Here is a 21,325-nt window from a genome sequence, read left to right as displayed (position 1 = left end):
GACATCTTAAGCGGCCAACATACTAAAGCTTTACCATTAAAGGAGGGAAAGGCATGTCTTCGAAGACACCGAATGTGGATCTGTATAAAGCGGACAAAGCTGCCGACGCGGATCAGACTTTTAATATCGACACGATGCTGAACGAGAACTGGGACAAGCTGGACACGGCGATCGGGGAAATGCGTACCGAGATCGGCGAGATCGAACCTGAGATTCCGGATGCATCGACGACGCAGAAAGGGATCGTGCAACTGGATGATACGACGAGTAGTACGAGTAAGGGGAAGGCGGCTACGGCGGATGCGGTGCGGCGGGTGAAGGAGATTACAGATACGAAAATAGCAGGGGATCGACCTGCTAATTTACTGCCTAATAGCACAGGTGCATATGGACTGGCTGGTTGGAGAAAAGTTGGAGGGGAAAGCGGATGGTATGCTTCTATAGATGCAGGAATTAATCCGGCCTTCTTTCAATTTACAGAACCTTCGGGTGCAAATTGGCGTATGCTCGAATCGGACCAGATTCCTGCAATCGAAAACATGGAATATACGGTTGGAGTAAATTTTAATGGTGCAACCGAATCAAATCAAATGTTTTTGGAAGTTGTAGATCAAAGTGGAACTCCAATAAACAATATTTATGCCACTGGAAAAGGTGGATATCATCGAAAAACGCTGACTATCAAAACTCCATTAGGAACGAGTGGACTTCGAATTCGTTTAGGAGTTGCTCCTAATGTAGCAGCTTCTTTCAAGGCCTTTTCTTTAGTCACACTTCATTATGGACCATCGCCCCACCCTTGGAATGATGACGTAGATGCAAGAATTGTACAAGCTAGTGTTAAAAAAGTTCGAGCTCTTGAACTGGGGATGGACGTAGCCGGAGAAGGACCTGCTTTTATTGATTTTCATTCTGGAGCACAGCAAACTGATTACGATGCTAGAATTATTGCCCATAACGGGAATGGTACTACTGGTAAAGGGGATTTGACTTATTATGCAGAGGGGGGGCATTATTTTGATGCTCCGATTTATGTTCAAGGTATAGACCTAAAAAAATCTGTCAGTGATGGCAAACTCGCCGTTCGCAATGCAATCACTGGTAAAGGGGGAACAGTAGCAGACGCAGACGGCGACGGCGTCCCTACGCATGTAGAGTTGGTAGCAGGAATAAATACCATCTCAAAACGTATTTATTCCAGAAGTGACTACGGAACGATGAATCCTGGTTCGGGTACTCGTACAGTTAATTTTGCTTTTGTACCCAGAATAGTTGTTATAAGTGGAACAAGTAGTTTTGGGAATGAAGCTTTACAAGTTTTGTTTAATACGGTAAGAGGGAGCGCAGTTAATAATGCATCTAACGGATCATGGTATTACGTCAGCAGTGCTCTTTCAGCAACGTCTACTTCTATTACTTTCCAAGTTCAAGGTGGGATCTCTGAACTTTACAATATTGTTGTAGAAGCATGGCAATAAATAATATGTATACAAAAATATCCATGATCGACCAATTACCAAGATACGCCGCCGTACTCCTCGGAGCGGCGGCCGGCTTTTTGAGAGGAGGGATGAATATGCTAATCGCACTGCTGCTTGTACTGGTCAGCATTGATTGGGCAACGGGGTGGGCGGCGGCGTGGGTGCGGGGGGAGCTGAGGAGTCGAACGGGGTTTGTCGGGATCATGCGCAAGGTGGCGATCTTCGCGGTCGTTGCCATCGCGCACCTGATCGACGGCGTACTGGGAGAGTTGCACATCTTCCGGGACGCCGTCGTTTTTTTCTACCTGGCCAACGAACTGCTTTCGGTCATTGAAAACATGGGCAAGATCGGAGTTCCGATGCCGGACTTCTTACGCAATGCCGTTCAGATTTTTGAATCGAAGTCGAATCCGGCAGAAAACTCGCAGTTGACCCCGGACGCACAACCCGAGCCAATCAAGTTAGAAAAAGAAAGCGAACATCCTGAATCGGATGACTCGCCAGAGACGCCGGATAGCAACCGAACTGCCTAGCACCAAGTCGTTCCGCGATTACTTTATAACGTGATAACACAACGAACAAGAAAGGAGTCTTTTCCTTGAACGTGCAAAAATACCCCATCCAGCGCCGCTACATCGCCAAGCGCTCGAACACCAGGCCAGGCCTCCGGCTCATCACCGGAGTGCCGGCTTTTTTTGTCGCCCACGATACCGGCAATCCCGGCGCGAGCGCGGATAACCACTACCGCTATTTCAACGCGCTCACGGACCGTTCCGCCTCGGCGCATGTCTTTATCGACGACAAACAAATCCTTGAAATTATCCCGACAGGCACAGCTTCCGACCCGGCCGAAAAGGCTTGGCATGTGCTGTACAACGTGACGACCGACAACGAGCGCTTCGGCTACGATGCCAATGATGCCGCGCTCGGCATAGAGCTATGTTACGGAGGCAGCATTAATTTTGACGAAGCGTACAAACGCTTCGTCTGGTACTTGGCTTTCTGCTGCAAAAGGTGGAACAAAGACCCGCGTCTGTTCATTCCGAGTCACAAGCAACTCGATCCGGCCCGGAAAATCGACTGCGATAACGCGCTCAAGTCGGGCGGTCGCACGCTCAAAGACCTGATCGCAGACGTGACAGTTGAGCTACAGACTCTCAACGGCGGAAACGCAAGCGGTAATCCAACGACAGGAAGCGCGACCTCGCCCAAACCTGTTCTGCCTACCGATCCCGCGCCGAATGAGCCTGCCGATTTTGTCCCGCTTCCCACTGAGATCGCCCTAGCGCTGATCGCCGAATACGTCCGCCCCGCTTGGGCATCTGCGCGGGCAGCCGACCAGCAGCCGGAAGCGGACCATTTCCATCGGCTGGCCGTCAATCTGCGCTCCGCAGCCGGAATCGACGACGCAGGCCGGAAGCTCGCAAGTGCCGTCCAATTGCACAAGTCGAATGTACAAGAGTTGGTCTTTCGTTGGCTGTCTCCGGCTTGGTATCGAGCGAAAAGCGCAGGCGATACCCAAGCGGCGAATACTGCTCACGATCGCGCCAATCGCCTGCGGCGTGCAGCCGGATTGCCTGAACAGTAATGATCATTCAAACGCACGCATTCAAACCTCGATATGACTTCCCATCCAGACGGGAGGCGTATCGAGGTTTTTTGTTTTGTGCAAAATTCTATGAATTGGGTCAAGCGACTACAGTGTGACGCTTGTCCGTGCAGCAGGGCCGTCGAATGTTTTAAGCTGGACCTAGCAACGAAAATCCCTTTGCCAATATGCGATGCTCAACAGCAAACGGCGGACTCTGACTCCCGCATACTCTCACCACGATCGCGCTACGCGAAGGAAAAGGAATAAGAGAGGTGGCTTCCATAATGACAAACTCGAATCAAGCACGCTCCCGCAAGACCCAATCCGCAATACATGCAGCCAACCCCAGCCGAACTCGTCAAGCATCATCCAAGCAAAAGTCTACCCCCGCCGCAGCGATCTTCCTCATCCTTTTACACGCAATCCTCGGCTTCGGTGCCTTGGGCGGCGGAGCCATGCTGATCTTCGACCCGACCGGAGAAGCAATGGGCATGCCCGTCTCCATGTTGGAACGCACCTTTTTCCCAAGCTTCCTGATCCCCGGCATCTTACTGCTAGTCGTCTTCGGCCTATTCCCGCTGCTCGTCGCCTACGCCATCTGGCGCCGCCCCGATTGGAAAGCCGCCCAAGCTCTCAATCCCTACCGAAACGACCTGCATCCCGCCTGGGCTTTGTCCCTATACGTCGGCTTCGGACAAATCATCTGGATCACCGTACAAACCTACATGATGAACGCCGTGCATATCGTACATCTCGGTTACACAGCTCTTGGCCTCATAATCCTGATCGTAACCTTACTCCCTTCCGTACGAACCTATTTGCTAAAAAATGAGTAGTCTTCCTTAACCCAAGAATGTAAGGTTATGCTCAGCCAAATGTAAACCCAAAAACTAAGAAGCCGATATTCTAACCTCAAGCACAGCGCCCTCTCATTCCTTCATTTTTCTACTACAAAAAAGCAACAAGCGGAGGGAGAAATTCAGTTCGAGACGCCTTTGAACCCGGGATTTGCAGTTGGAATGTACATTCTAACTGCAAATCCCGGGTGAGACAGCGGCTCGTGAAGCATTTCGAAGAAATGCACTTCGGAAGCATACGCTTGCAATTTCTCCCGCAGCCCCCTGCTTTTCCCCCTCCCCTCTTTTACAGAATAGCGAAAACAGGTATAATCGACTCCAACTGATTCAACCTGATTTAAGAGACAGAGAGGGCGGCTGGACCGATATGAGTTTGACGGAAAAAAGAGAACACCGGCAGCATGCCGAAGACAAGCACGAAGCTTCGCGTTCTTCGTTCGAGCGCGACTATTCGAGGCTGATCCATTCCCCGACGTTCCGCCGCTTGCAGGGCAAGTCGCAAGTATTCGGCGCGGGCACCGGAGATTACTACCGCACGCGGCTCACGCACTCGCTCGAAGTTGCGCAGATCGCGCGTCAAGCAGCGAAAAATCTTGTTTTCCAATATCCCGAAATCACGTTGGAACGGGCAGACAGTCCGGGACTGGTGCTCGATCCGGAAGTCGTGGAATGCGCGTCGATCGCCCACGACTTCGGCCATCCTCCGTTCGGGCACAAAGGCGAAGAAGTCTTGGCCGACATTTTGGAGAAGCTGATCGAAGAACGCACGCGCAAAGAACTCCGGGGCAAAAAGGAAAATGCGGACAAAAAACGGGAAAAACATAACGAAATGCGCTACCGCTACGAACATTTCGAGGGCAACGCGCACAATTTTAGGTTAATGATGTTTTTGGAGAAGCGGGAAAATCTCGACGGGCTGAACCTGTCGGACGCGGTGCTGCTCGGCATCAACAAATACCCGTTCTCCGGACTTGAAAATAAAAAAGGCATGTACCGCAACGAATGGAATTACATTTCGGGCATTCGCAAAGAGTGGCAGATCCCGGAACGCAAAACGACGCTGGAAGCCCAACTGATGGATCTGTGCGACGACATCGCGTATTCGGCGCACGATCTGGAAGACGGCATCAAGGCAGGCAAGATCGAGGTCCACGAGCATTTCATGCACGACGAAGGCACGCACCGCTTGATTCTCGAAAAGATTCAAACGCTCGAAGACCGGGTATGGCAGGGCGTTGACCGCGAAGCGATCAGCATGAAGGTCAGCGCGGTGCTCGACGATTACCTGCAGGCGTGGAATTCCAAATGGCCGGTGTGCGATCGGGACTTTTCACGGACGCGGCGCGAGGTTAAAGCTTATTGGGTGAATCATTTCGTCAGCAATCTGGGCGTGATCGACGACGGCAACTGGAAAAAAATCACGTTCGTCAAAGACGGCGCTGAAAACGACGATATGCTGCGGACGGTGAGCGTGCTGAAAAGTTTCGCTTGGGTGACCATGATCCGCGATCTGCGCGTGCAGCGTCTGCAAAAACGCAGCGAGTGGATCATCCGCAGGCTGTGGGACGCGTTCGTCGATCCGAAAACGGCGACTTCGATCATTCCGAGCGACTGGATTCACCGTTTCGAACGGGATCAGAAGCAAGAGACGCCGGTATGGACGTGGGAGCGCATGGTGATCGACTATATCGCGGGTATGACGGATATGTTTGCGGAAAAAATTTACAATGAACTGTACGGACTGAAAGTCGGTTCCATTTACGATATCGATTGATTTCCTTGCTTCGCGCAACAAAAACAGGGAATTTACGTCAAAAGAAGCAGGAATCAAAAAGCAGGAATCACAATGATGGAAGCACCGCGGCGAATCGGGGAAACCCGGGCGCCAGGGAAGGGGTAAGTCATCATGACGAAAATGGCATTGGGAATCCTGGATATGTCGCCAAGGTTCGATCAAGTCTCGGACGAAGAAGCGTTGAACCAGTCGGCAAGGCTGGCGAGCAGCGCGGAAGAGTGGGGATACGGCCGATATTGGCTGTCCGAGCATCACGGGATGGATTCGCTCGCTTGTACCGCGCCCGAAGTAATGTTGGCGCATATCGGAGCGCGCACGAGCCGGATTCGGATCGGAGCCGGTGCCGTGCTGCTGCCGCATTACAGCCCGCTCAAAGTGGCCGAGTGCTTCAATTTGCTGGCTGCCTTGTATCCGGGGAGGATCGATCTCGGCATCGGCCGGGCGCCGGGCGGCGACGCGCATACGACGATGGCGCTGAGCGGCAACTTCCTGGCGCATGTAGGGGAGATGCCGGATAAGGTGCATCAGCTCTGCGAGTTGATGGACGGCAGCTATCGCTACGACGGCGAATCGGTACGGGCGCGTCCGCAGCCGAAGCAGCCGCCCGAGTTATGGATGCTGGGCACCAATACGAAAAGCGCGAATATGGCGGCCGCTTGCGGCTCCTACTACGCGTTCGGACAGTTCATGAGCGCAAGCGACGGGCCGGAGATCGTGCGAACCTATCGCGATGCGTTCAAGCCTTCGGCGCAGCGCGAAAAGCCGCATGTGATCGTCGCGGTAAACGTGATCTGCGCGTCGACCGACAGCAAAGCATTGACGCTGGCCGAAAGCTTCCGCGACCAATTTCCGGAATCGCCGATCGGCCGGTCGGAATTGAAAGGGAACGATGACCGCATGTCGTTGATCGTGGGAGACATGAAGCGCGTGCGGGAACGTCTTCTGGATATTCGCGATACCTACGAAGCGGACGAAATCATGGTCGTTTGCCCGGGGATCGGGTACGAAGCCCGAATGGAATCGTTCCGTTTGATCGCCGAGGCGGCAGGTCTGGAAGCATCGAAATAACCGCATCAGACGCAAATACGCAATCTTTTAAAATCGATAAGCGGAAAACAAAGCGAGCTTTTTTGTTTTCCGCTTTTTTCGTGCGCTTTTTCTTGCTTGTTCGGACTTTGGCACCCAGGGCTTTTTACACGGGCTGCGCCTGCGCCAAGATGATTGAAACCGCTGCTCCGTCTTCGGTCGCCAGCCGACTCGGTCCGCGGACGGAGAACAAATCAGGTCCGGCGTCCAATTCCTCATCCTTCTTCTTTCCTTATACTGGATATAGCAGCAACAAAACAGGAGAGCGGAGGAGATTACGATGAAAAAAGGGACTGACAGAGCGGTCGACGGTGCGTCGAAGGGAACATTCAAGCGGTTAGCGGCATACATACGTCATTACAAAACTCTCTACGCAGGACTTGGTATCATTACGCTGGTCAAAATAGGCCTGAGCTTAAGCATTGCCTGGTTTTTGGCACTGGTCACGAATGCGGCCGTCTACGGTTCCGAACAATCCTGGCCGACGCTGCTCATGATCGGCGGCGGAATCTTGGTCGGCGAAGTGATCGTGCATTATGCGGATCAGGTGCTGCGGACCAAAGCTTCGGCCTCTATTCGAAAAGACCTTCGGGAAGATACGCTGAATCATATCCTTCGTCTTCCGGCCAAGTGTACGGACAAGCATCACTCGGGTGAATTTTTATCACGGATGACCAGCGACAATCAGGCGGTCGGCGAGGCGATGGGCACGACTCTTTTCGGCTTGATCAGCAATCCTTTGCTTGCGCTCGGCGCATTCATCTATCTGTTGACGATCAGCTGGCCGATGGCCCTGCTTTGCTTCGCGATGGGACCCGTCATGATCCTGATCGGCGGCCTTACAGGCAAAGCGATACGCCGCAGCGCAGCGGGTCAACAGGAAGCGATCGGAGAAGCGACCGTGTATTTGCAGGATGTTTTCGGCGCTCCGTCCGTCGTCAAAGCATACGGCATGGAACGCCGCACATTTACTGCTTTTCTCCAACGCAGCCGTGAAATTTTCGGATGGGAAATGAAAAGCGCACGAATTCAAGGAGGCAGCGCATCGGCGAGTGCTTTTGCGGGCAACCTGATGTTCGTCGGCGCAATCGTGGCTGGCGCTTATCTGGTTCATATCGGCAACATTACGGTAGGTTCGATGCTGGCGTTTATTCAGCTCATGAACTACTTGGTGATGCCTTTTACCGTGCTGCCGAGCATGTGGGCGGGCATGCAGCAGGGCTTGGGCGCAGCCGACCGAATCTTTAAAGTCACCGACGCTCCGGCAGAAACCGAAGAACTGCTAGAAGACAACGCTGCAGTCGAGTCCCTGCAGGAGCTTCGTTTGGAAAACTTAAGTTTCTCCTACGATACAGAAGGCGGGAATGAAACGGAGAACGAGCAAACTCATGAAGGCAAAGGATTGAAGGATGTCACTCTTACGGCAAAAGCAGGCGAGACCGTCGCGCTGGTCGGTGAAAGCGGCGGCGGCAAAACCACGCTTTTCAAGCTTCTGCTCGGCATGTATCCACCCCAGTCAGGACGCATGCTGCTGAACGGCGAAGATGCCCGGCAAATGGATCTCGGACAACAACGCAGCCACTTCGCCTGGGTGCCGCAAGAGGCGCATCTGTTCTCCGGCACGATCCGCGAAAATATCGCCGACGGAAAGCCGGAAGCCAGCGGGCAGGAGATCGAACGGGCAGCAAAAATGGCCGAAGCCCACGACTTTATCCTCGAATTCCCGGAAGGGTTCGATACCAAGATCGGCGAACGCGGCGCCCGCCTCTCCGGCGGCCAACGCCAACGAATCGCCATCGCCCGTGCCCTGCTTCGAAACGCGCCGGTTCTTCTACTGGATGAAGCGACCTCCGCCCTCGACAACGAATCGGAACGCAAAGTCCAACAAGCACTCGAACAGTTGAAAAAAGGCCGCACTACCTTCGTCATCGCCCACCGCCTCTCCACCATCCAGGGCGCAGACCGTATCATCGTCATGGAAAAAGGCCGCGCCGCCGAGACCGGAACCCACGCCGAACTCATGACCCTCCGAGGCCGTTACTTCGACCTCTACCAAGCCCAACTTCGAGAAACCCAAGCCGAACATCTAGACACTGTCCCCGTTTCTTGAGAGCAAGCATAATTGTGAATGCGATGCGATGCGATGCGATGCGATGCGAGCAGTGCAACAAAACGCAAAAGCGTCCGGCCTTAGGCCCGGACGCTTTCTTTTTTATATCCCAAACATATACGAGCAAACCGAAGCAGGATTTTAGTTGTAGACGAAGCGAGAGGCGGAGGGAGAAATTCAGTGAAGGAGCGTTAGCGTTCGCCTTTGAACTTGGGAAGCTTCCTTATAAAAATAATTCAGCTTCCCAAGTTCAACACGCGACCGAAACGAATTTCTCCCGCAGCCTCCCAAGCTTCCCTCAACGAAAACCCTGCTTTTCCGCATGCGCTCGCAGTAGCGCAACACCTTCCGAGATCCGCCGCTCGTTCAACATCGAGAAGCTCAGCCGAATATGCGGGTCGGGCCGGCTTTCCGGATCGAAAAACGATCCCGGCACGAACGATATCGTGTCCTCGCCCGATCCGCTTCCCAGCGCGTCGGCGAGCAATCGCTGCGGACTGATTCCTTCCGGGAGCTTAATCCATAAATTCAACCCGCCCTGCGGCGAATGCCAGGTCCAGCCCGAGCCTTCCAAAGCTTTTTCCATCGCTTCCTTACGCAGCTGCAACGCCGTGCGCAATTTATGCAGATGGCGGCGCGAACGCTCCGACTGGAATTGATGCGCGAACACCTTCTGATTGAGCAGCGGCGTTCCGCCCGTGCTGCGTGCTTTTGCCGTCAACAGACGGCGCATCAGATCGGCACGCGCGGCGAGACACCCGATGCGCAGACCCGGAAACACATATTTGCTGAAGCTGCGGATATAAATCGTATTGCCCGCCGTATCGTAACTATATACGGGAGGAGGCGGCGGGGTATCGAAATACACGTCGCGGAAAGCATCATCCTCCACCAAAATGCAGTTGTACGTTTCGGCCAGATCGGCAAGGCGCTTGCGCTGCTCGGCGGGCACGCACCATCCGGTCGGATTATGGAACGTCGGATTCAGATAGAACAAGACCGGACGATGGCGGCGCATCAGCGCTTCGATCTCGTCCATCCTGTAGCCGTCCGGATGAATATCGACCGGAACAAGGCGCGCATTGCGATGCTTGAACATCTCGATGGCGACGCTGTAGCTCGGCTGCTCGATCAGCACGGCGTCGCCGGGACGAACGAGCGCTTCGCAGGTCAAATGAATGGCTTCCTGCCCGCCGCTCGTAACGAGCAGTTCCTGGCCTTCCGGCACGAAGCCGCAGGTCTCCGACATATAGCGGCGCAGCACGTTCAGCAGCTCTTCGTCGCCCTGCAAAGGCGCATACGTCCCGAGCACGCGCGGATATAGATCGAATACATGCTTGGCTTCCTCGGACAGATAAGAGTTGGGCAGCAGCAGCGGATCGATCAACGCCTGCGAGAACTGATAACGGCATTCTACGCTGTGCAGCTCGCCGAGCAGCGCAGGCTGCGGAGCTTCCGCGCCGGGCGATTCGTTCTCTGACTGCTCGGGCGATCGAAACCGCTGCACGCTGCCGAACCCGGTTTCCGCAGGGCGACGGGGCACGGTCAGATAATACCCCGACTTTTCTCGGGATTCGATCAATCCTTCGTCCTTGAGACGATTATACGCTTTATACACGGTCAGGCGGTGCAGCCCCGTTTCTTCCGACATGCGGCGAACGGAAGGCAGCTTTTCGCCTTCGATCCAGTCGCCGCGCGCAATGCGAATACGCAGCTCGACCGCAAGTTCGGACGAATTGGCAAGGGGGAGAAGAAAACCGTCGGGAACTTCCGCAGAACGTCCCGATCTTGAATTCGCCCGGACGGAAGTGCTGCCCGCCGTGCGATCTCGTTTATTTGAATGAACGGAAGAGTTATGTTCCATGTGCGTTGCTCCCTGCTTCCGGATTTGCCGGATCGAAGTTGGGTTTCCTTTTAAAAAGTATACTCATCATAGCCGATTTTGCGACGCTGCGAATTTGATCTGTTCTGCGTTCGTCCATCTGTTCTAAGGACTCCCCTTTACAATAAGGCAAACGAAGGAGGAAGAACAGATGATTATTCTCGGCTATGTCGCGATGTGCCTCATTTTCGGGACGACTTTTTTGGCGATCAAGTTTGGCGTCGAAGCCGGTTTGCCGCCGTTTTTGGGCGCAGGACTTCGATTTTTCGCGGCAGGCTTGCTGGTGATGTTGGGGATGTCGGCTCGGCGCAAGATCAGTTTCTCATTATTGCTGCGCAAGGAGACGCTTTTCACCGGTTTCGGACTTACTTTCTGTACGTTTGCAGCGTTATATTGGGCCGAACAGTATATCTCGTCGGGACTGGCTTCTGTTCTGTCGGCGACAGGCCCGGCTTTTATCCTGCTGCTGCAAGCGGGCGTGTCGCGGATTCGCATTCCTCGGCTTGCGCTGACGGGAACGCTGGTCGGTACGGCCGGCGTCGCGTTGCTGCTGCTTCCGGGGGCGGAAGGGGTGCACGGGCAAATGTGGCTGATCGCAGGCCTTGTCGTAGTTGCGGGAGAGATCGGTTATGCCGGCGGAGCCTTATTAGCCAAATACGCCAGCAAAAAGCTGCCTGATGCTTCGCCGATCTCGCTTAATGCGGCGCAGATGATGCACGGGGGCTGGATGCTGCTGTTGTTGTCGGCGTTGACCGAAGGAGGAGCCGCCGGTATCAGCAACTTCTCGCAGGCGATGATCTCCTTGCTCTATCTGACCTTGATCGGCTCGATGGCTGGGCATACGCTGTTCTATTGGTTGGTGTCCCGCACGCATCCTGTGTTTCCGACGACATGGCTTTACGTTTCTCCGTTTATCGCGCTCGCGCTTGGCGCCCGCCTGTACGGCGAACCGCTGCACTGGAATGCGGCGTTAGGTTCGGCGGTCGTCTTGGTCGGGGTGCTGCTGACGAACGCGGAATCGATCCGTTCGCTGCTGCGTGCGCGCAAAGCTTCAACGGCGATACGCAGCGAATCCCGAGACTCGGCGTAGACAGGGAAGATTCTTATTTGATGCAAAAAGCACGGCATCCGACGCTTGCATGCGGATGTCCGTGCTTTTTCCTTCTAAAATAATAGGTTGCCGTCGATCGGTATCAGTACTTGCGCGAGTAATCCACCAGGTTGCACGGCAGCGTTTCCCCATTTACGAAGGCTTTCAAATTGTCGATAAAAATCTCCGTGGCGCGGACATCGTAGTGGTCCGTGTTTCCCGCGACATGAGGCGTAATGATGACGTCTTCGCGTTTCCACAGCGGATGGTCTTCCGGCAGCGGCTCCTGCTCGAACACGTCGAGCGCGGCGCCGGACAGTGTACCTGAATCCAGTGCCGCCACGAGCGCATCCGTATCGACGCTCGGCCCGCGGCCGACGTTGATGAACAACGCTCCTTTTTTCATGTAACCGAAGCTGTCTTTGTCGAAAAAGTGGCGGGTATCGTCGGTGAGCGGCAAAATGTTCACGATCACGTCACCCTTACCGAAGGCTTCCTCGATTCCGTGCGTTCGGTACATCTCGTCGATATACTCTTCGGGGCGGCCGGAATGGCGAACGCCGATCGTGTTCATGCCGAACGCTTTGGCAAGCTTGGCGGTGGCGCGTCCGATATGGCCCGTGCCGACAATGACCATCGTGCGTCCGGCAGCTTCGCCGTATGTGCCGTTTTTATCCCATTTACCGCGGACTTGGCTGCGGATGTTGAGGTGAACGCTGCGGGTCATGGAGAGCAGGACCGCGAAGATATGCTCGGAGATCGGAATCGCATGCACGCCGCCGGAGTTGGTGAGCAGCACGTTTTTCTCGGCAAAACGATCCATCGGGAAATAATCGACGCCCGCGGACCAGGACTGTACCCACTTGAGCGTGTCGCTCTCGACAGCCGCTTGCTCCATTTTACGGTTCCAGCCGACCAAAATATCCGCCTCGCGGATTTGTTCGGGAGTAACCTCCTTGATCGGAACGGTCTTCAGCTCGTAGTCCGGCGCAATGTCCCGGATCTGCTTCGCGTGTTCATCGGAAAATTCATACAATGTCAAAATCGTCGGCATTTCGGGTATTCCTCCTTCGGCTTCGAAAAAATCTACCTGTTTATCTTAGCAAAGTTTGCTTCATAAATCTTCCTGCCGCCGCGTTGACGCGAGAAGGGAGGTGAAAACGGGTATACTACGAGTAGGCAAGGAAGCGATAACTGCCCGAAGCGGAACGGGTTTCGCTGCGAATCCGGCCCAATAACGCGTGAAAAGCGCTTATAAGGAGCGATTTATGATCGGAAAATACGCCATGTACGCTTTCGATTTCGGTTACCGGCTGTTCGTGCGCATTCGCGACGACGAGGTGAGCGGGATCGGTGCCCAGCTTGCTTATTATTTGCTTTTGTCTTTTTTCCCGTTTCTGATTTTCATCGTGACGCTGGTCGGCTATGTCGATCTGTCGATCGAGGAAATGATGCGATTGGCGCGAGAGATGGTTCCGGGAGCGGCCATGGATACGGTGGAAGGGATTTTGAGCGAAGTGACCCAAGGCAGCGGCGCGCTGCTGTCGATCGGCATGATCGCGACGCTGTGGACGGCTTCCAGAGGCATCAACGCCGTCATCAAAGGATTGAATAAAGCCTACGACGTCGAAGAGAGCCGGAAGTTCTGGCAGATCCGTCTCGTATCGCTGCTGTCGACGCTCGTGCTGGGCGTCGTGCTGCTCGTCAGCGTCCTGCTGCTCGTATTCGGACGATGGATCGGCGGACAGTTGAATCAGCTGCTGAACGACCCGCCGGGTTTCGAACGCGTCTGGGGACTGCTTCAGTACTGCATCCCGCTCGTGGTATTGATCGCGGTATTCACGGCGCTGTACTGGATCGCGCCGAACCGGCAGATCAAACTGCGCGAAGCGATTCCCGGCGCGGTATTCGCGACGTTGGGTTGGATCGTTACTTCGCTGGCGTTTTCGTTTTACGTCAACAACTTCGGCAATTTCACGAAAACGTACGGCAGTCTCGGGGGGATCATCATTCTGCTGACCTGGTTGTACCTCAGCTCCATCATCATAATGGTCGGCGGAGAGGTCAATGCTACGCTGAAAGCGGGCAAAAGCGAGCGCGTACCGGTGCGGCACGCGACGAAAAGGAGCGGATAAGCATGAACGAACAGGGGGAGAACGTTCAGGGCCGCGAAAACGAACTTTCGATCGGAAAAGACCGGCCGCGAATTTTTGTCGCGGTGCCGGTCGGCGCAGAAATCGCGGATATTTTGGCGTCATGGGCAGAGCTTGCTTTCGGCGCGGATGCATTTCGCCGCTGGACGGATCGGCGGGATACTCATTTTACGCTGAAGTTCCTCGGCGATGTGGAACAGGGGAAGATTGCGGCGATCGAGGCCGCGCTGAGGGAAGCTTTTGCGCGCGAGACGCCGTTCGCGCTGGGAGTGGCGGGCGCGGGAACTTTCGGCTTGGCCGAAGCGCCGCGCGTGTTGTTCGCCGAGCCGAATGAAGGCTCGGAAGGGTTGAGTCGCTTGGCCGAGGCGACGGAAGCGGCGCTTGCGCCGTTGGGTTTTGCGCGGGAGAAGCGAAGCTTCCATGCGCATTTGACGCTGGCCCGCAAATACGCGGCAGGCGAGAAAGCTTTTGAGCCGTCGAAGCTCGCGACGGCTCCGGCCTTGTCCGTCGGGACGGTGGACCGGGCGGTGCTGTACCGGACGCATATGCATCAGCGTCCGATGTACGAACGTATTGCGGAGTTTCCGTTAGGGTCGGAGGATCGGCATGCATAATTCGCATAGCCCTTGTTGCAGCAACAATCCCGAATAGCGTTCAATAGCCGGTTTGCCATTCAGACGATAGCCGGCTTTTTGCAATGTCGGAAAAGCATCGCTCCAGGCAGATTGTACGCCTTCGGCAGTATGAGGAATACGGAACACGACATAAGCATGCAAAGAACCCCTGAGGTTTCCGCGGAGAATCGCGGAAACCTCAGGGGTTCTTTTGTTTCGACATCTATCTGGATGGAAGGAAACTTAAGTCAAAGCTCCGGTCAAAACCATTCGTCCGCGAGGTTGGTCGCCTTCCGCATCCGGTTCCAGCGTAATCGCGACCATGTCGTAATCGCCCGGCTCCATCGTGTACGTCAAGGCTCCTTTTCCGTCGCCTGACAGGAAAGTGCCTGCATTGATCGGCTGTCCGTCTTTGATCAGCCAGACTTGATAAGCTTCATTGCCGCTTAATGCAGGCAAATCGCTGGCTTGAACCACCAGACGGGTACCGGTTTCGTCTTGGACCATTGCGGCCATCCCGGAGGCGTTCGGATCGTCTTCGCTTCCGACGAGCGCGACCGTACGATCTACTTGAGCACCCACGGCAGGCTCGTTCGCGGCCGCCAACTGCTGCTCCATATCCGATGCGCGTTGCTCCATCGCTGTCAGGTTAGAGCGCATCTCGTTCATCTCGCTGCGAAGCTGCCCGGAATAGATGGCTAAAATAACGGCTGCTGCGGCCATAAGGGCAGCCGCACCGGCCCATAGGCTGCGGCTGATCCTTGCTTGTAGATTTCGCGGCTCGCTATCCGTCCGTGCCTCGGAAGGAAGTTTTTTCTTCGAGTCGCTAGCGGTCGTCTGATCTCGAGCACGATCAGGCAAGCTGACGACATTGGCTCCCTGACTTGTTTTTGCTCCGGCAGATCCTTGTACGGCATCGGTTGCTTGAATGATATTGCTGCGTTCTTCGGCGTCCCGTCGGATGGCTTCAGCTTCAATCGTCTGTTTTGCTTGCTCGAGCAAAGCTTCCGGCTCATGTCCTTGTTGCGTATCAACCGCGCCTGAGCTGCCCAGCACATTCGCCAAAATCCGCCCTTTCATTCCTGTTGGGGGAGCCGCTGGTCTTACGGCGAGCGCCAACATGCCGGTCGTGTCCCGCAATTCGGTTACGCGTTGTTTTTCTTGGGCATCGTCATGTAAAAAAGCTTCATATTCTGCCTGTTCCGTTGCGTCCAGTTCGCCAAGCACATAGGCTTCGGCGAGTTCCATCATTGATTCTTTGCGTTCGCTCATGCTTGCGATTCCCCCCTTTCCATTCCCGCCAGTCGCTTATGCAACTGTTTCAAGGCCAGTCTGACCCGGCTCTTGACCGTTCCGAGCGGGATTGCGCAGCGATCGGATACTTCCTGCTGCGTCAATCCCTTGTAGTAAATCAGGTCGATGACCTGTTGTTGTTCGTCGCCAAGTTCTTGCAGCGCGGCCAAGACGCGTTCGCCTTCCAGCGTTCGCTCTACAGTCAGCTCGGTGTCCGATGTTTCGTCGAGTACGGCATTCAAATGTTCGTCCTCGACCGGAATGGCTGCTGCTCTTGCGCTGCGCCGTCTAAGCATATCGATTGAAATGTTGCGCGTGAGCGCGAACATCCAGGTCGACAGCTTGCCATGTGAGGAGTCGTAACGTCCTGCATTGTTCCAGATGCGCATGAATAGCTCTTGTACCGCTTCCTCTGCCGCCATCGAGTCGTTCAACAACCGATAGGCAAATGCATAAACAGGTCGTTCGTAGGTGTCGTATAAGTGTTCGAGCGCCCCCGCGTCCCGATCCGCGATTCGCTGGATCAGTTGGAGGTCTTCCGCTTGTTCGTTCATCCAGGAGCTCCTCTCAGTATTCTCCCTTCTATTATAACGTTCGCAAAATCTTTTACTATGGATGACTCTATTTTCAAATAAAATTTCCGACTCCTAAACTTTTAATGGCTTAAAAGGATATAAATGGTTATAATAGGAAATGGTAAGCTTACCGTACAGGCTGCCTAGTCCATAAAAAGGAGTTGTCAGAGAATGGGAAAAAGATTGGCGAAGTCGATTTCGGTTTTGTTGGTGATCCTGCTGCTTGTTCCGACGCTTGCATCCGCTGCACCGACCACGCAGGGGAAAGCGGAAGATTTGCGCAGCGCATTAGGAAGCGTTCTCGGCGAACATGCACTGCTCGCCGTTATCGCGATGCAGAAAGGTTATGACGGAAAAGGCGATTTTGCTCAGTCCGCTGCCGCGCTCGGTGCGAACACGGACGATTTGACCGCCGCGATCGCTTCCGTATACGGCGCGGAGGCCGGAGCCGCTTTTAAACCGATCTGGGCTTCGCATATCGGATTCTTCGTCGACTATGTTACGGCAGTCAAATCGGGGGATGCGGCAGGCAAGCAAAAAGCTCTGGACAATCTGGATGCCTACCGCGTGCAGCAAGCGAAGTTTTTTGCCGACGCTAACCCGAACTTGAATCAAGCTACTATTGAGGCAGGTTTAAAAATGCATATCGATCATTTGCTCTCCGCCTTTGATAGTTACGTAGCCAAAAATTATACGCAAGCCTATTCGCAAGCAGACATGGCCTATAAACATATGTACATGACAGGCGATGCGATCGCCGGAGCCATCGTCAAACAATTTCCGGCCCAATTCCCCGGGAATTTGACCAGTCCGTCTTCGAATCTTCGCTCCGGATTGGATCAAATTCTTGGCGAACACGCCATTTTGGCCGTATGGACGATGCAAAAAGGAATTGACGGCGCGCCGGATTTCCAAAATGCAGCGGCTCTTCTTTCGAAAAATACGGATGAACTGACAGCGGCAGTTTCTTCCGTATACGGGAATGAAGCCGGTGCGGCGTTCAAGCCGATCTGGGCTTCGCATATCGGATTCCTTGTCGATTACGTAACCGCGACGGGAGCCAAAAACACAGCCAATCAACAGCTTGCCAAAACCAATCTCGCCGATTATATCGTCAAGCAAGCAACCTTCTTCGCCGGGGCCAATCCGAATCTGCCGCAGGCCACGCTCGAAGCCGGTTTGCGCGAACATATCGACCAATTGATCAGCGCTTTCGACGGCTATGCGGCAGGCAATTACGCCAATGTATATCCGACCGCGCGCGAAGCTTACCATCATATGTTCATGTTCTCGGGCGCGCTCGGCGAAGCGATCGTCAAGCAGTTCCCGGCCAAGTTCGAACCCGCAACGACGACGCCTCCGACGACGACCGATCCGGGAACGCCGACTATGCCGGACATGACTCCGCAAGTGATCAAGCTTAAAGTCGGCAGCCGCACAGTAACCGTAGACGGCATGGCGATGACGATGGATGTATCCCCTCTTATTCGCAACAATACGACCTATATTCCGCTGCGTTATTTGGCAGAGAGCGTAGGCGCTGAAGTGAAATACACAAAATCTTCCAAGACTGTGCAGCTTAAGCAAGGCGGAGCTGCCGTAACGTTCCAAATCGGTCAAGATGCTTTTTGGGTAAATGGAGCTAAACAAAGTTTGGGCGCGGTTGCGATTGCCGAAAATGGACGAACGCAAATCCCTGTTCGAGCTGTAACGCAAGCCCTTGGATGGACGGTCGGATGGAGTGCTTCAAGTGGTGAGATTACGCTTACAAAAACTCCATAAAAAATTTTTTCAAAGCGGAAAAAGCGGCTCTGCACGCTACTTTGAAGGTACTGGAAAACATTGAGAAATGAAAAAAAGATGAAAAAAACGCACAACTGGGCTATAATAGTCTTTGTGCGTTTTTTTGATTTTCCCTTTCTAACCGTAAAAACACCAAAAAACACGAACGTACTTTCGGCAAAATTCGGATTCAAATGCGATTCGAACGGTTACATAGGAAGGGAGTATGCCGAGAGCAAGGAGGCAAGGAGGACATTATGGAACAACTTAAAAATAATCGTTGGGTCGTGCTATTGGTAGGCGTGATCTTAATATTCGTTTGTGCAGGGACCGTATGGGCAGTGAATGGGGTACGCCCGTCGTATGCGGAAGCTGCGGAAGTAACAAGCGCGGGCATGGGGGCCTGCGAACTGACTGACGTGGTGATCGAAAACGCGTTGCATCCGGAATTTAAGGCAAGGACCGCCGCTTGGACGCAACATGAAGGGCAGAAGGTGGGCTCTTCGGCGAACAAGCAGCAAAGCGATCATAAGTCCGCTGCCCAAGAAAAGTCTGTTTCGGGACAAAAAACGGCTTCCGAACAAAAGTCCGTTTCTAAACAAAAGTCCGAAAACCCGACGACCGCCGCTTCGAAAACTACTCAAAAAGAGACTACTTCGAACGTCTCTAATCAAAAAAAGAGCACACAGGAAAAGGCTACGTCCACGCCGGTTTCCGCTCAGAAGTCCGCATCCGCGGCACAAGTCGATTCGAAAAAAGAAAGCGCGGCAAAGGCCCAAACCGCTGCAGCCAAAGAATCGGCAAAATCTCTTACTCCCCCAACCCAACTGTTTTTCACTAGGACTGCTCTGCTCAGTCAAGATCAGGCTTCCCAGGCAACCTGGACCTATGATCTGTCTAATGAAGACCTGCTTTTGCTTGAACGAATCGTCATGGCAGAAGCGGAAGGCGAACCGTACGCAGGCAAAGTGGCTGTCGCCAACGTTGTCCTGAACCGTCTTCGGTCTGCCAATTTTCCCGATACCGTAAGAAAAGTGATCTACCAGAGATATCAGTTTTCGCCTGTCCAAAACGGACGTTTTGATCGTGTCGCGCCATCCGAGGATTCCGTTAAGGCTGTTGCCGAAGCTTTGAACGGCCGCAAGGAAGTTCCGGACGACACGTATTATTTCGTGTCCATTTCGTTGGCTACAGATATGACGATTCCCAACACGCGCACACCGGTCAAGAAGATCGGGCATCACACCTTTTTCAAATAACTCATGGATAAAGGCAAGTCTTTAAGCGAATCGATTGCGAATTTGGTATACATATCTTTACGCGTTATAATAAAGCGAAAGTCGTATACGCAAAACCGTTTCTTGAACACGTGGCCGCACGTTATTCAAGCACGTCCATTCGAACGCGAAAGGAGCATGTCGTTTATGAAAATTACGTTTCTCGGGCACTCTGCATTATTGGTGGAGGGCGGGGGTAAATCCGTCATCATCGATCCGTTCCTGACCGGCAACCCGAATTCGGGAGTCAAGCCTGCCGATATCAAAGTGGATGCCGTATTGTTGACCCATGCGCACGGCGATCATTTCGGCGATTCGATCGGCATTGCCAAAGCTAACGATTGCCCGATTGTTGCCCCGGTTGAACTGGCCAATTATTGTCTGGAACAAGGCGTAAAAGCAGTCGGGATGAACATCGGCGGTTCGCATCAATTCGATGGTTTTAAAGTCAAGTATACGCTGGCTTTCCATAGCTCTTCGCTGACCGTGGGCGACCGTGTCATTTATGGCGGCGAACCGGCAGGAATTCTGCTGACGCTGGGCGGCAAAACGCTGTACCATGCAGGCGATACCGCGTTGTTCGGCGATATGAAGATCATCGGCGAATTGAACGACATCGATATTGCGGCACTTCCGATCGGGGATTTCTTTACGATGGGTCCTGAAGATGCTCGCATTGCAGCCAAGTGGATCGGAGCGCCGAAGGTTCTTCCGTTGCACTACAATACGTTCCCGGCGATCGAACAGGATGTCGAGGCTTTCTGCGCAGGCTTGAAGGAAGACGGCATTGAAGGCGTTCCTCTTAAAAATCGTGAAAGCGTCGACGTATAACGGAAGGTTGCCATCATTGGAGTTTCGAAATTAAGAAGCTTGAGGCAGCATTCTTCTGACAGGTCCTTTCCGTCAAGACGGAAAGGGCTTTTTTCAAATCATAAAGAATCGAATAAGAGAAATAGCTTGCCATTCGGAAAAGGCTATGATAAATTGAGATTGACCGAATGACCATTTTATTTTTTTAGTCATATAATTAAAAGAAAGAGGAGGGGGAATATGGCTGTCGTCGACCGCCGCGAGCAGGTACTGCATGCGGCTGCCCAGTCGTTCTCGCTATTCGGATACAAAGCGACCACGATGGACCAGGTTGCGAAGATCGCCAATGTGGGCAAAGGGACCATCTATACCTTTTTCGAAAACAAAGAAGAGCTGTTCGACGAAATTTTGCTGGGTGCGATTCGCGAGCTGCGCCGTCGGGCCGAAGCCGAGATCCACGCCGAACGACCTTTTTTCGAAAATGTTTATCAAGCGTTGGATGCGATTCTGGAATTCCGCGAGGAGCATGAGCTGTTCTTGAAGCTGTCGCAGGAACTGCGGGATATCGGAACGCCGCAGGCGAAGGCCGCGCTGTTCAAGGTGGAGAGCGTCGTTCTGGAATTCCTCGAACGCGTGATCCGCGAATCGATGGAAAAAGGTTCGATCCGCGAAGGCAATGCCGAGGTGATCGCTTTTGGCATGCTGAAGCTGTTCGTTGCGTTAACCGGCGAATGGGAGATGCATCACCCGCCGATGTCGAAGGAAGAGCTGAAGCGTCATATGTTTACTTTTTTGACGCAAGGATTTACCGCCGCACCCTGAGGTTTAATTTCGGGAACGACGGGCCTGCTGCAGAGGCGGGCCGTTTTTTTGTTCTCAATTGACCAAATGATTAATATGGTCATTCGGTTCTGTTGAAAAGAAAATAG

General features: G+C 53.7%; 18 protein-coding genes. 14 read left to right on the top strand and 4 right to left on the bottom strand.

The features are described 5' to 3' along the window. Positions 1–53 precede the first annotated feature (53 nt). From HRQ63_RS09630 to HRQ63_RS09600, 7 genes are all read left to right on the top strand, one after another. Positions 54–1,478, top strand: coding sequence for a phage tail protein (locus HRQ63_RS09630; RefSeq protein WP_172242444.1), 1,425 nt, complete (start codon positions 54–56; stop codon positions 1,476–1,478). A gap of 23 nt (positions 1,479–1,501) precedes the next feature. Further along, entirely contained in the window at positions 1,502–2,014 is a 513-nt protein-coding gene (locus HRQ63_RS09625) for a phage holin family protein (protein ID WP_172243459.1), read from the top strand. Between the two features lie 71 nt (positions 2,015–2,085). Continuing rightward, positions 2,086–3,069, top strand: a complete 984-nt coding sequence (locus HRQ63_RS09620) for a peptidoglycan recognition protein family protein (protein ID WP_229714151.1) — start codon at positions 2,086–2,088, stop codon at positions 3,067–3,069. 287 nt (positions 3,070–3,356) lie between these two features. Next, complete coding sequence (locus HRQ63_RS09615; protein ID WP_229714121.1) at positions 3,357–3,908, top strand: hypothetical protein; 552 nt, start codon at positions 3,357–3,359, stop codon at positions 3,906–3,908. Between the two features lie 388 nt (positions 3,909–4,296). Further along, the gene (locus HRQ63_RS09610) at positions 4,297–5,703 is read left to right on the top strand and encodes a deoxyguanosinetriphosphate triphosphohydrolase family protein (RefSeq protein ID WP_172242438.1); all 1,407 of its coding nucleotides are present in this window, start codon (positions 4,297–4,299) and stop codon (positions 5,701–5,703) included. A 132-nt stretch (positions 5,704–5,835) separates the two neighbouring features. Next, a complete protein-coding gene (locus HRQ63_RS09605) occupies positions 5,836–6,792 on the top strand; it encodes an LLM class flavin-dependent oxidoreductase (protein ID WP_216673879.1) in 957 nt (318 codons plus the stop codon). Positions 6,793–7,090: 298 nt separating this feature from the next. Continuing rightward, positions 7,091–8,920: an ABC transporter ATP-binding protein gene (locus HRQ63_RS09600; RefSeq protein WP_172242435.1), complete on the top strand. Its 1,830-nt coding sequence runs from the start codon at positions 7,091–7,093 to the stop codon at positions 8,918–8,920. Between the two features lie 298 nt (positions 8,921–9,218). Here HRQ63_RS09600 and HRQ63_RS09595 read toward each other — a convergent pair whose 3' ends face one another. After that, the gene (locus HRQ63_RS09595) at positions 9,219–10,784 is read right to left on the bottom strand and encodes an aminotransferase-like domain-containing protein (RefSeq protein WP_172242432.1); all 1,566 of its coding nucleotides are present in this window, start codon (positions 10,782–10,784) and stop codon (positions 9,219–9,221) included. Positions 10,785–10,953: 169 nt separating this feature from the next. On the opposite strand from HRQ63_RS09595, the gene HRQ63_RS09590 reads away from it, so the two are divergent. Beyond that, complete coding sequence (locus tag HRQ63_RS09590) at positions 10,954–11,892, top strand: DMT family transporter (RefSeq protein ID WP_172242429.1); 939 nt, start codon at positions 10,954–10,956, stop codon at positions 11,890–11,892. Between the two features lie 103 nt (positions 11,893–11,995). Here the strand turns inward: HRQ63_RS09590 and HRQ63_RS09585 are convergent, their stop codons facing one another. Beyond that, positions 11,996–12,946, bottom strand: coding sequence for a D-2-hydroxyacid dehydrogenase (locus HRQ63_RS09585; protein ID WP_172242426.1), 951 nt, complete (start codon positions 12,944–12,946; stop codon positions 11,996–11,998). 214 nt (positions 12,947–13,160) lie between these two features. Between HRQ63_RS09585 and HRQ63_RS09580 the strand changes: the two genes are divergently transcribed. Continuing rightward, on the top strand, positions 13,161–14,027 hold the full coding sequence (locus tag HRQ63_RS09580; RefSeq protein ID WP_172242423.1) for a YihY/virulence factor BrkB family protein: 867 nt from the start codon (positions 13,161–13,163) through the stop codon (positions 14,025–14,027). 2 nt (positions 14,028–14,029) lie between these two features. Next, a complete protein-coding gene (gene thpR / locus HRQ63_RS09575) occupies positions 14,030–14,659 on the top strand; it encodes an RNA 2',3'-cyclic phosphodiesterase (protein ID WP_172242420.1) in 630 nt (209 codons plus the stop codon). Positions 14,660–14,902: 243 nt separating this feature from the next. Here the strand turns inward: thpR and HRQ63_RS09570 are convergent, their stop codons facing one another. Both HRQ63_RS09570 and HRQ63_RS09565 read right to left on the bottom strand, forming a co-directional pair. Next, entirely contained in the window at positions 14,903–15,931 is a 1,029-nt protein-coding gene (locus HRQ63_RS09570; protein ID WP_172242417.1) for an anti-sigma factor, read from the bottom strand. After that, positions 15,928–16,506 carry an RNA polymerase sigma factor gene (locus tag HRQ63_RS09565; RefSeq protein WP_172242414.1) on the bottom strand — a complete coding sequence of 193 codons (579 nt, stop codon included), beginning with the start codon at positions 16,504–16,506 and terminating at the stop codon, positions 15,928–15,930. The genes HRQ63_RS09570 and HRQ63_RS09565 overlap by 4 nt, the downstream gene beginning before the upstream one ends. Positions 16,507–16,698: 192 nt before the next feature. Here HRQ63_RS09565 and HRQ63_RS09560 point away from each other — a divergent pair, with 192 nt between their 5' ends. The 4 genes from HRQ63_RS09560 to HRQ63_RS09545 all read left to right on the top strand — a co-directional run bounded on the left by HRQ63_RS09560 (position 16,699) and on the right by HRQ63_RS09545 (position 21,218). Next, positions 16,699–18,309: a copper amine oxidase N-terminal domain-containing protein gene (locus HRQ63_RS09560; RefSeq protein WP_172242411.1), complete on the top strand. Its 1,611-nt coding sequence runs from the start codon at positions 16,699–16,701 to the stop codon at positions 18,307–18,309. Between the two features lie 257 nt (positions 18,310–18,566). Then, positions 18,567–19,568: a cell wall hydrolase gene (locus HRQ63_RS09555; protein ID WP_229714120.1), complete on the top strand. Its 1,002-nt coding sequence runs from the start codon at positions 18,567–18,569 to the stop codon at positions 19,566–19,568. A 165-nt stretch (positions 19,569–19,733) separates the two neighbouring features. After that, a complete protein-coding gene (locus HRQ63_RS09550) occupies positions 19,734–20,417 on the top strand; it encodes a metal-dependent hydrolase (RefSeq protein ID WP_037283629.1) in 684 nt (227 codons plus the stop codon). Between the two features lie 219 nt (positions 20,418–20,636). Further along, entirely contained in the window at positions 20,637–21,218 is a 582-nt protein-coding gene (locus tag HRQ63_RS09545; protein WP_172242408.1) for a TetR/AcrR family transcriptional regulator, read from the top strand. Positions 21,219–21,325: the final 107 nt, after the last annotated feature.

Source organism: Saccharibacillus endophyticus, from assembly GCF_013185185.1.
Lineage (GTDB): Bacteria > Bacillota > Bacilli > Paenibacillales > Paenibacillaceae > Saccharibacillus > Saccharibacillus endophyticus.
The sequence above is the reverse complement of the archived record's forward strand: the minus strand, read 5'-3'. Positions and strand labels throughout refer to the sequence as shown.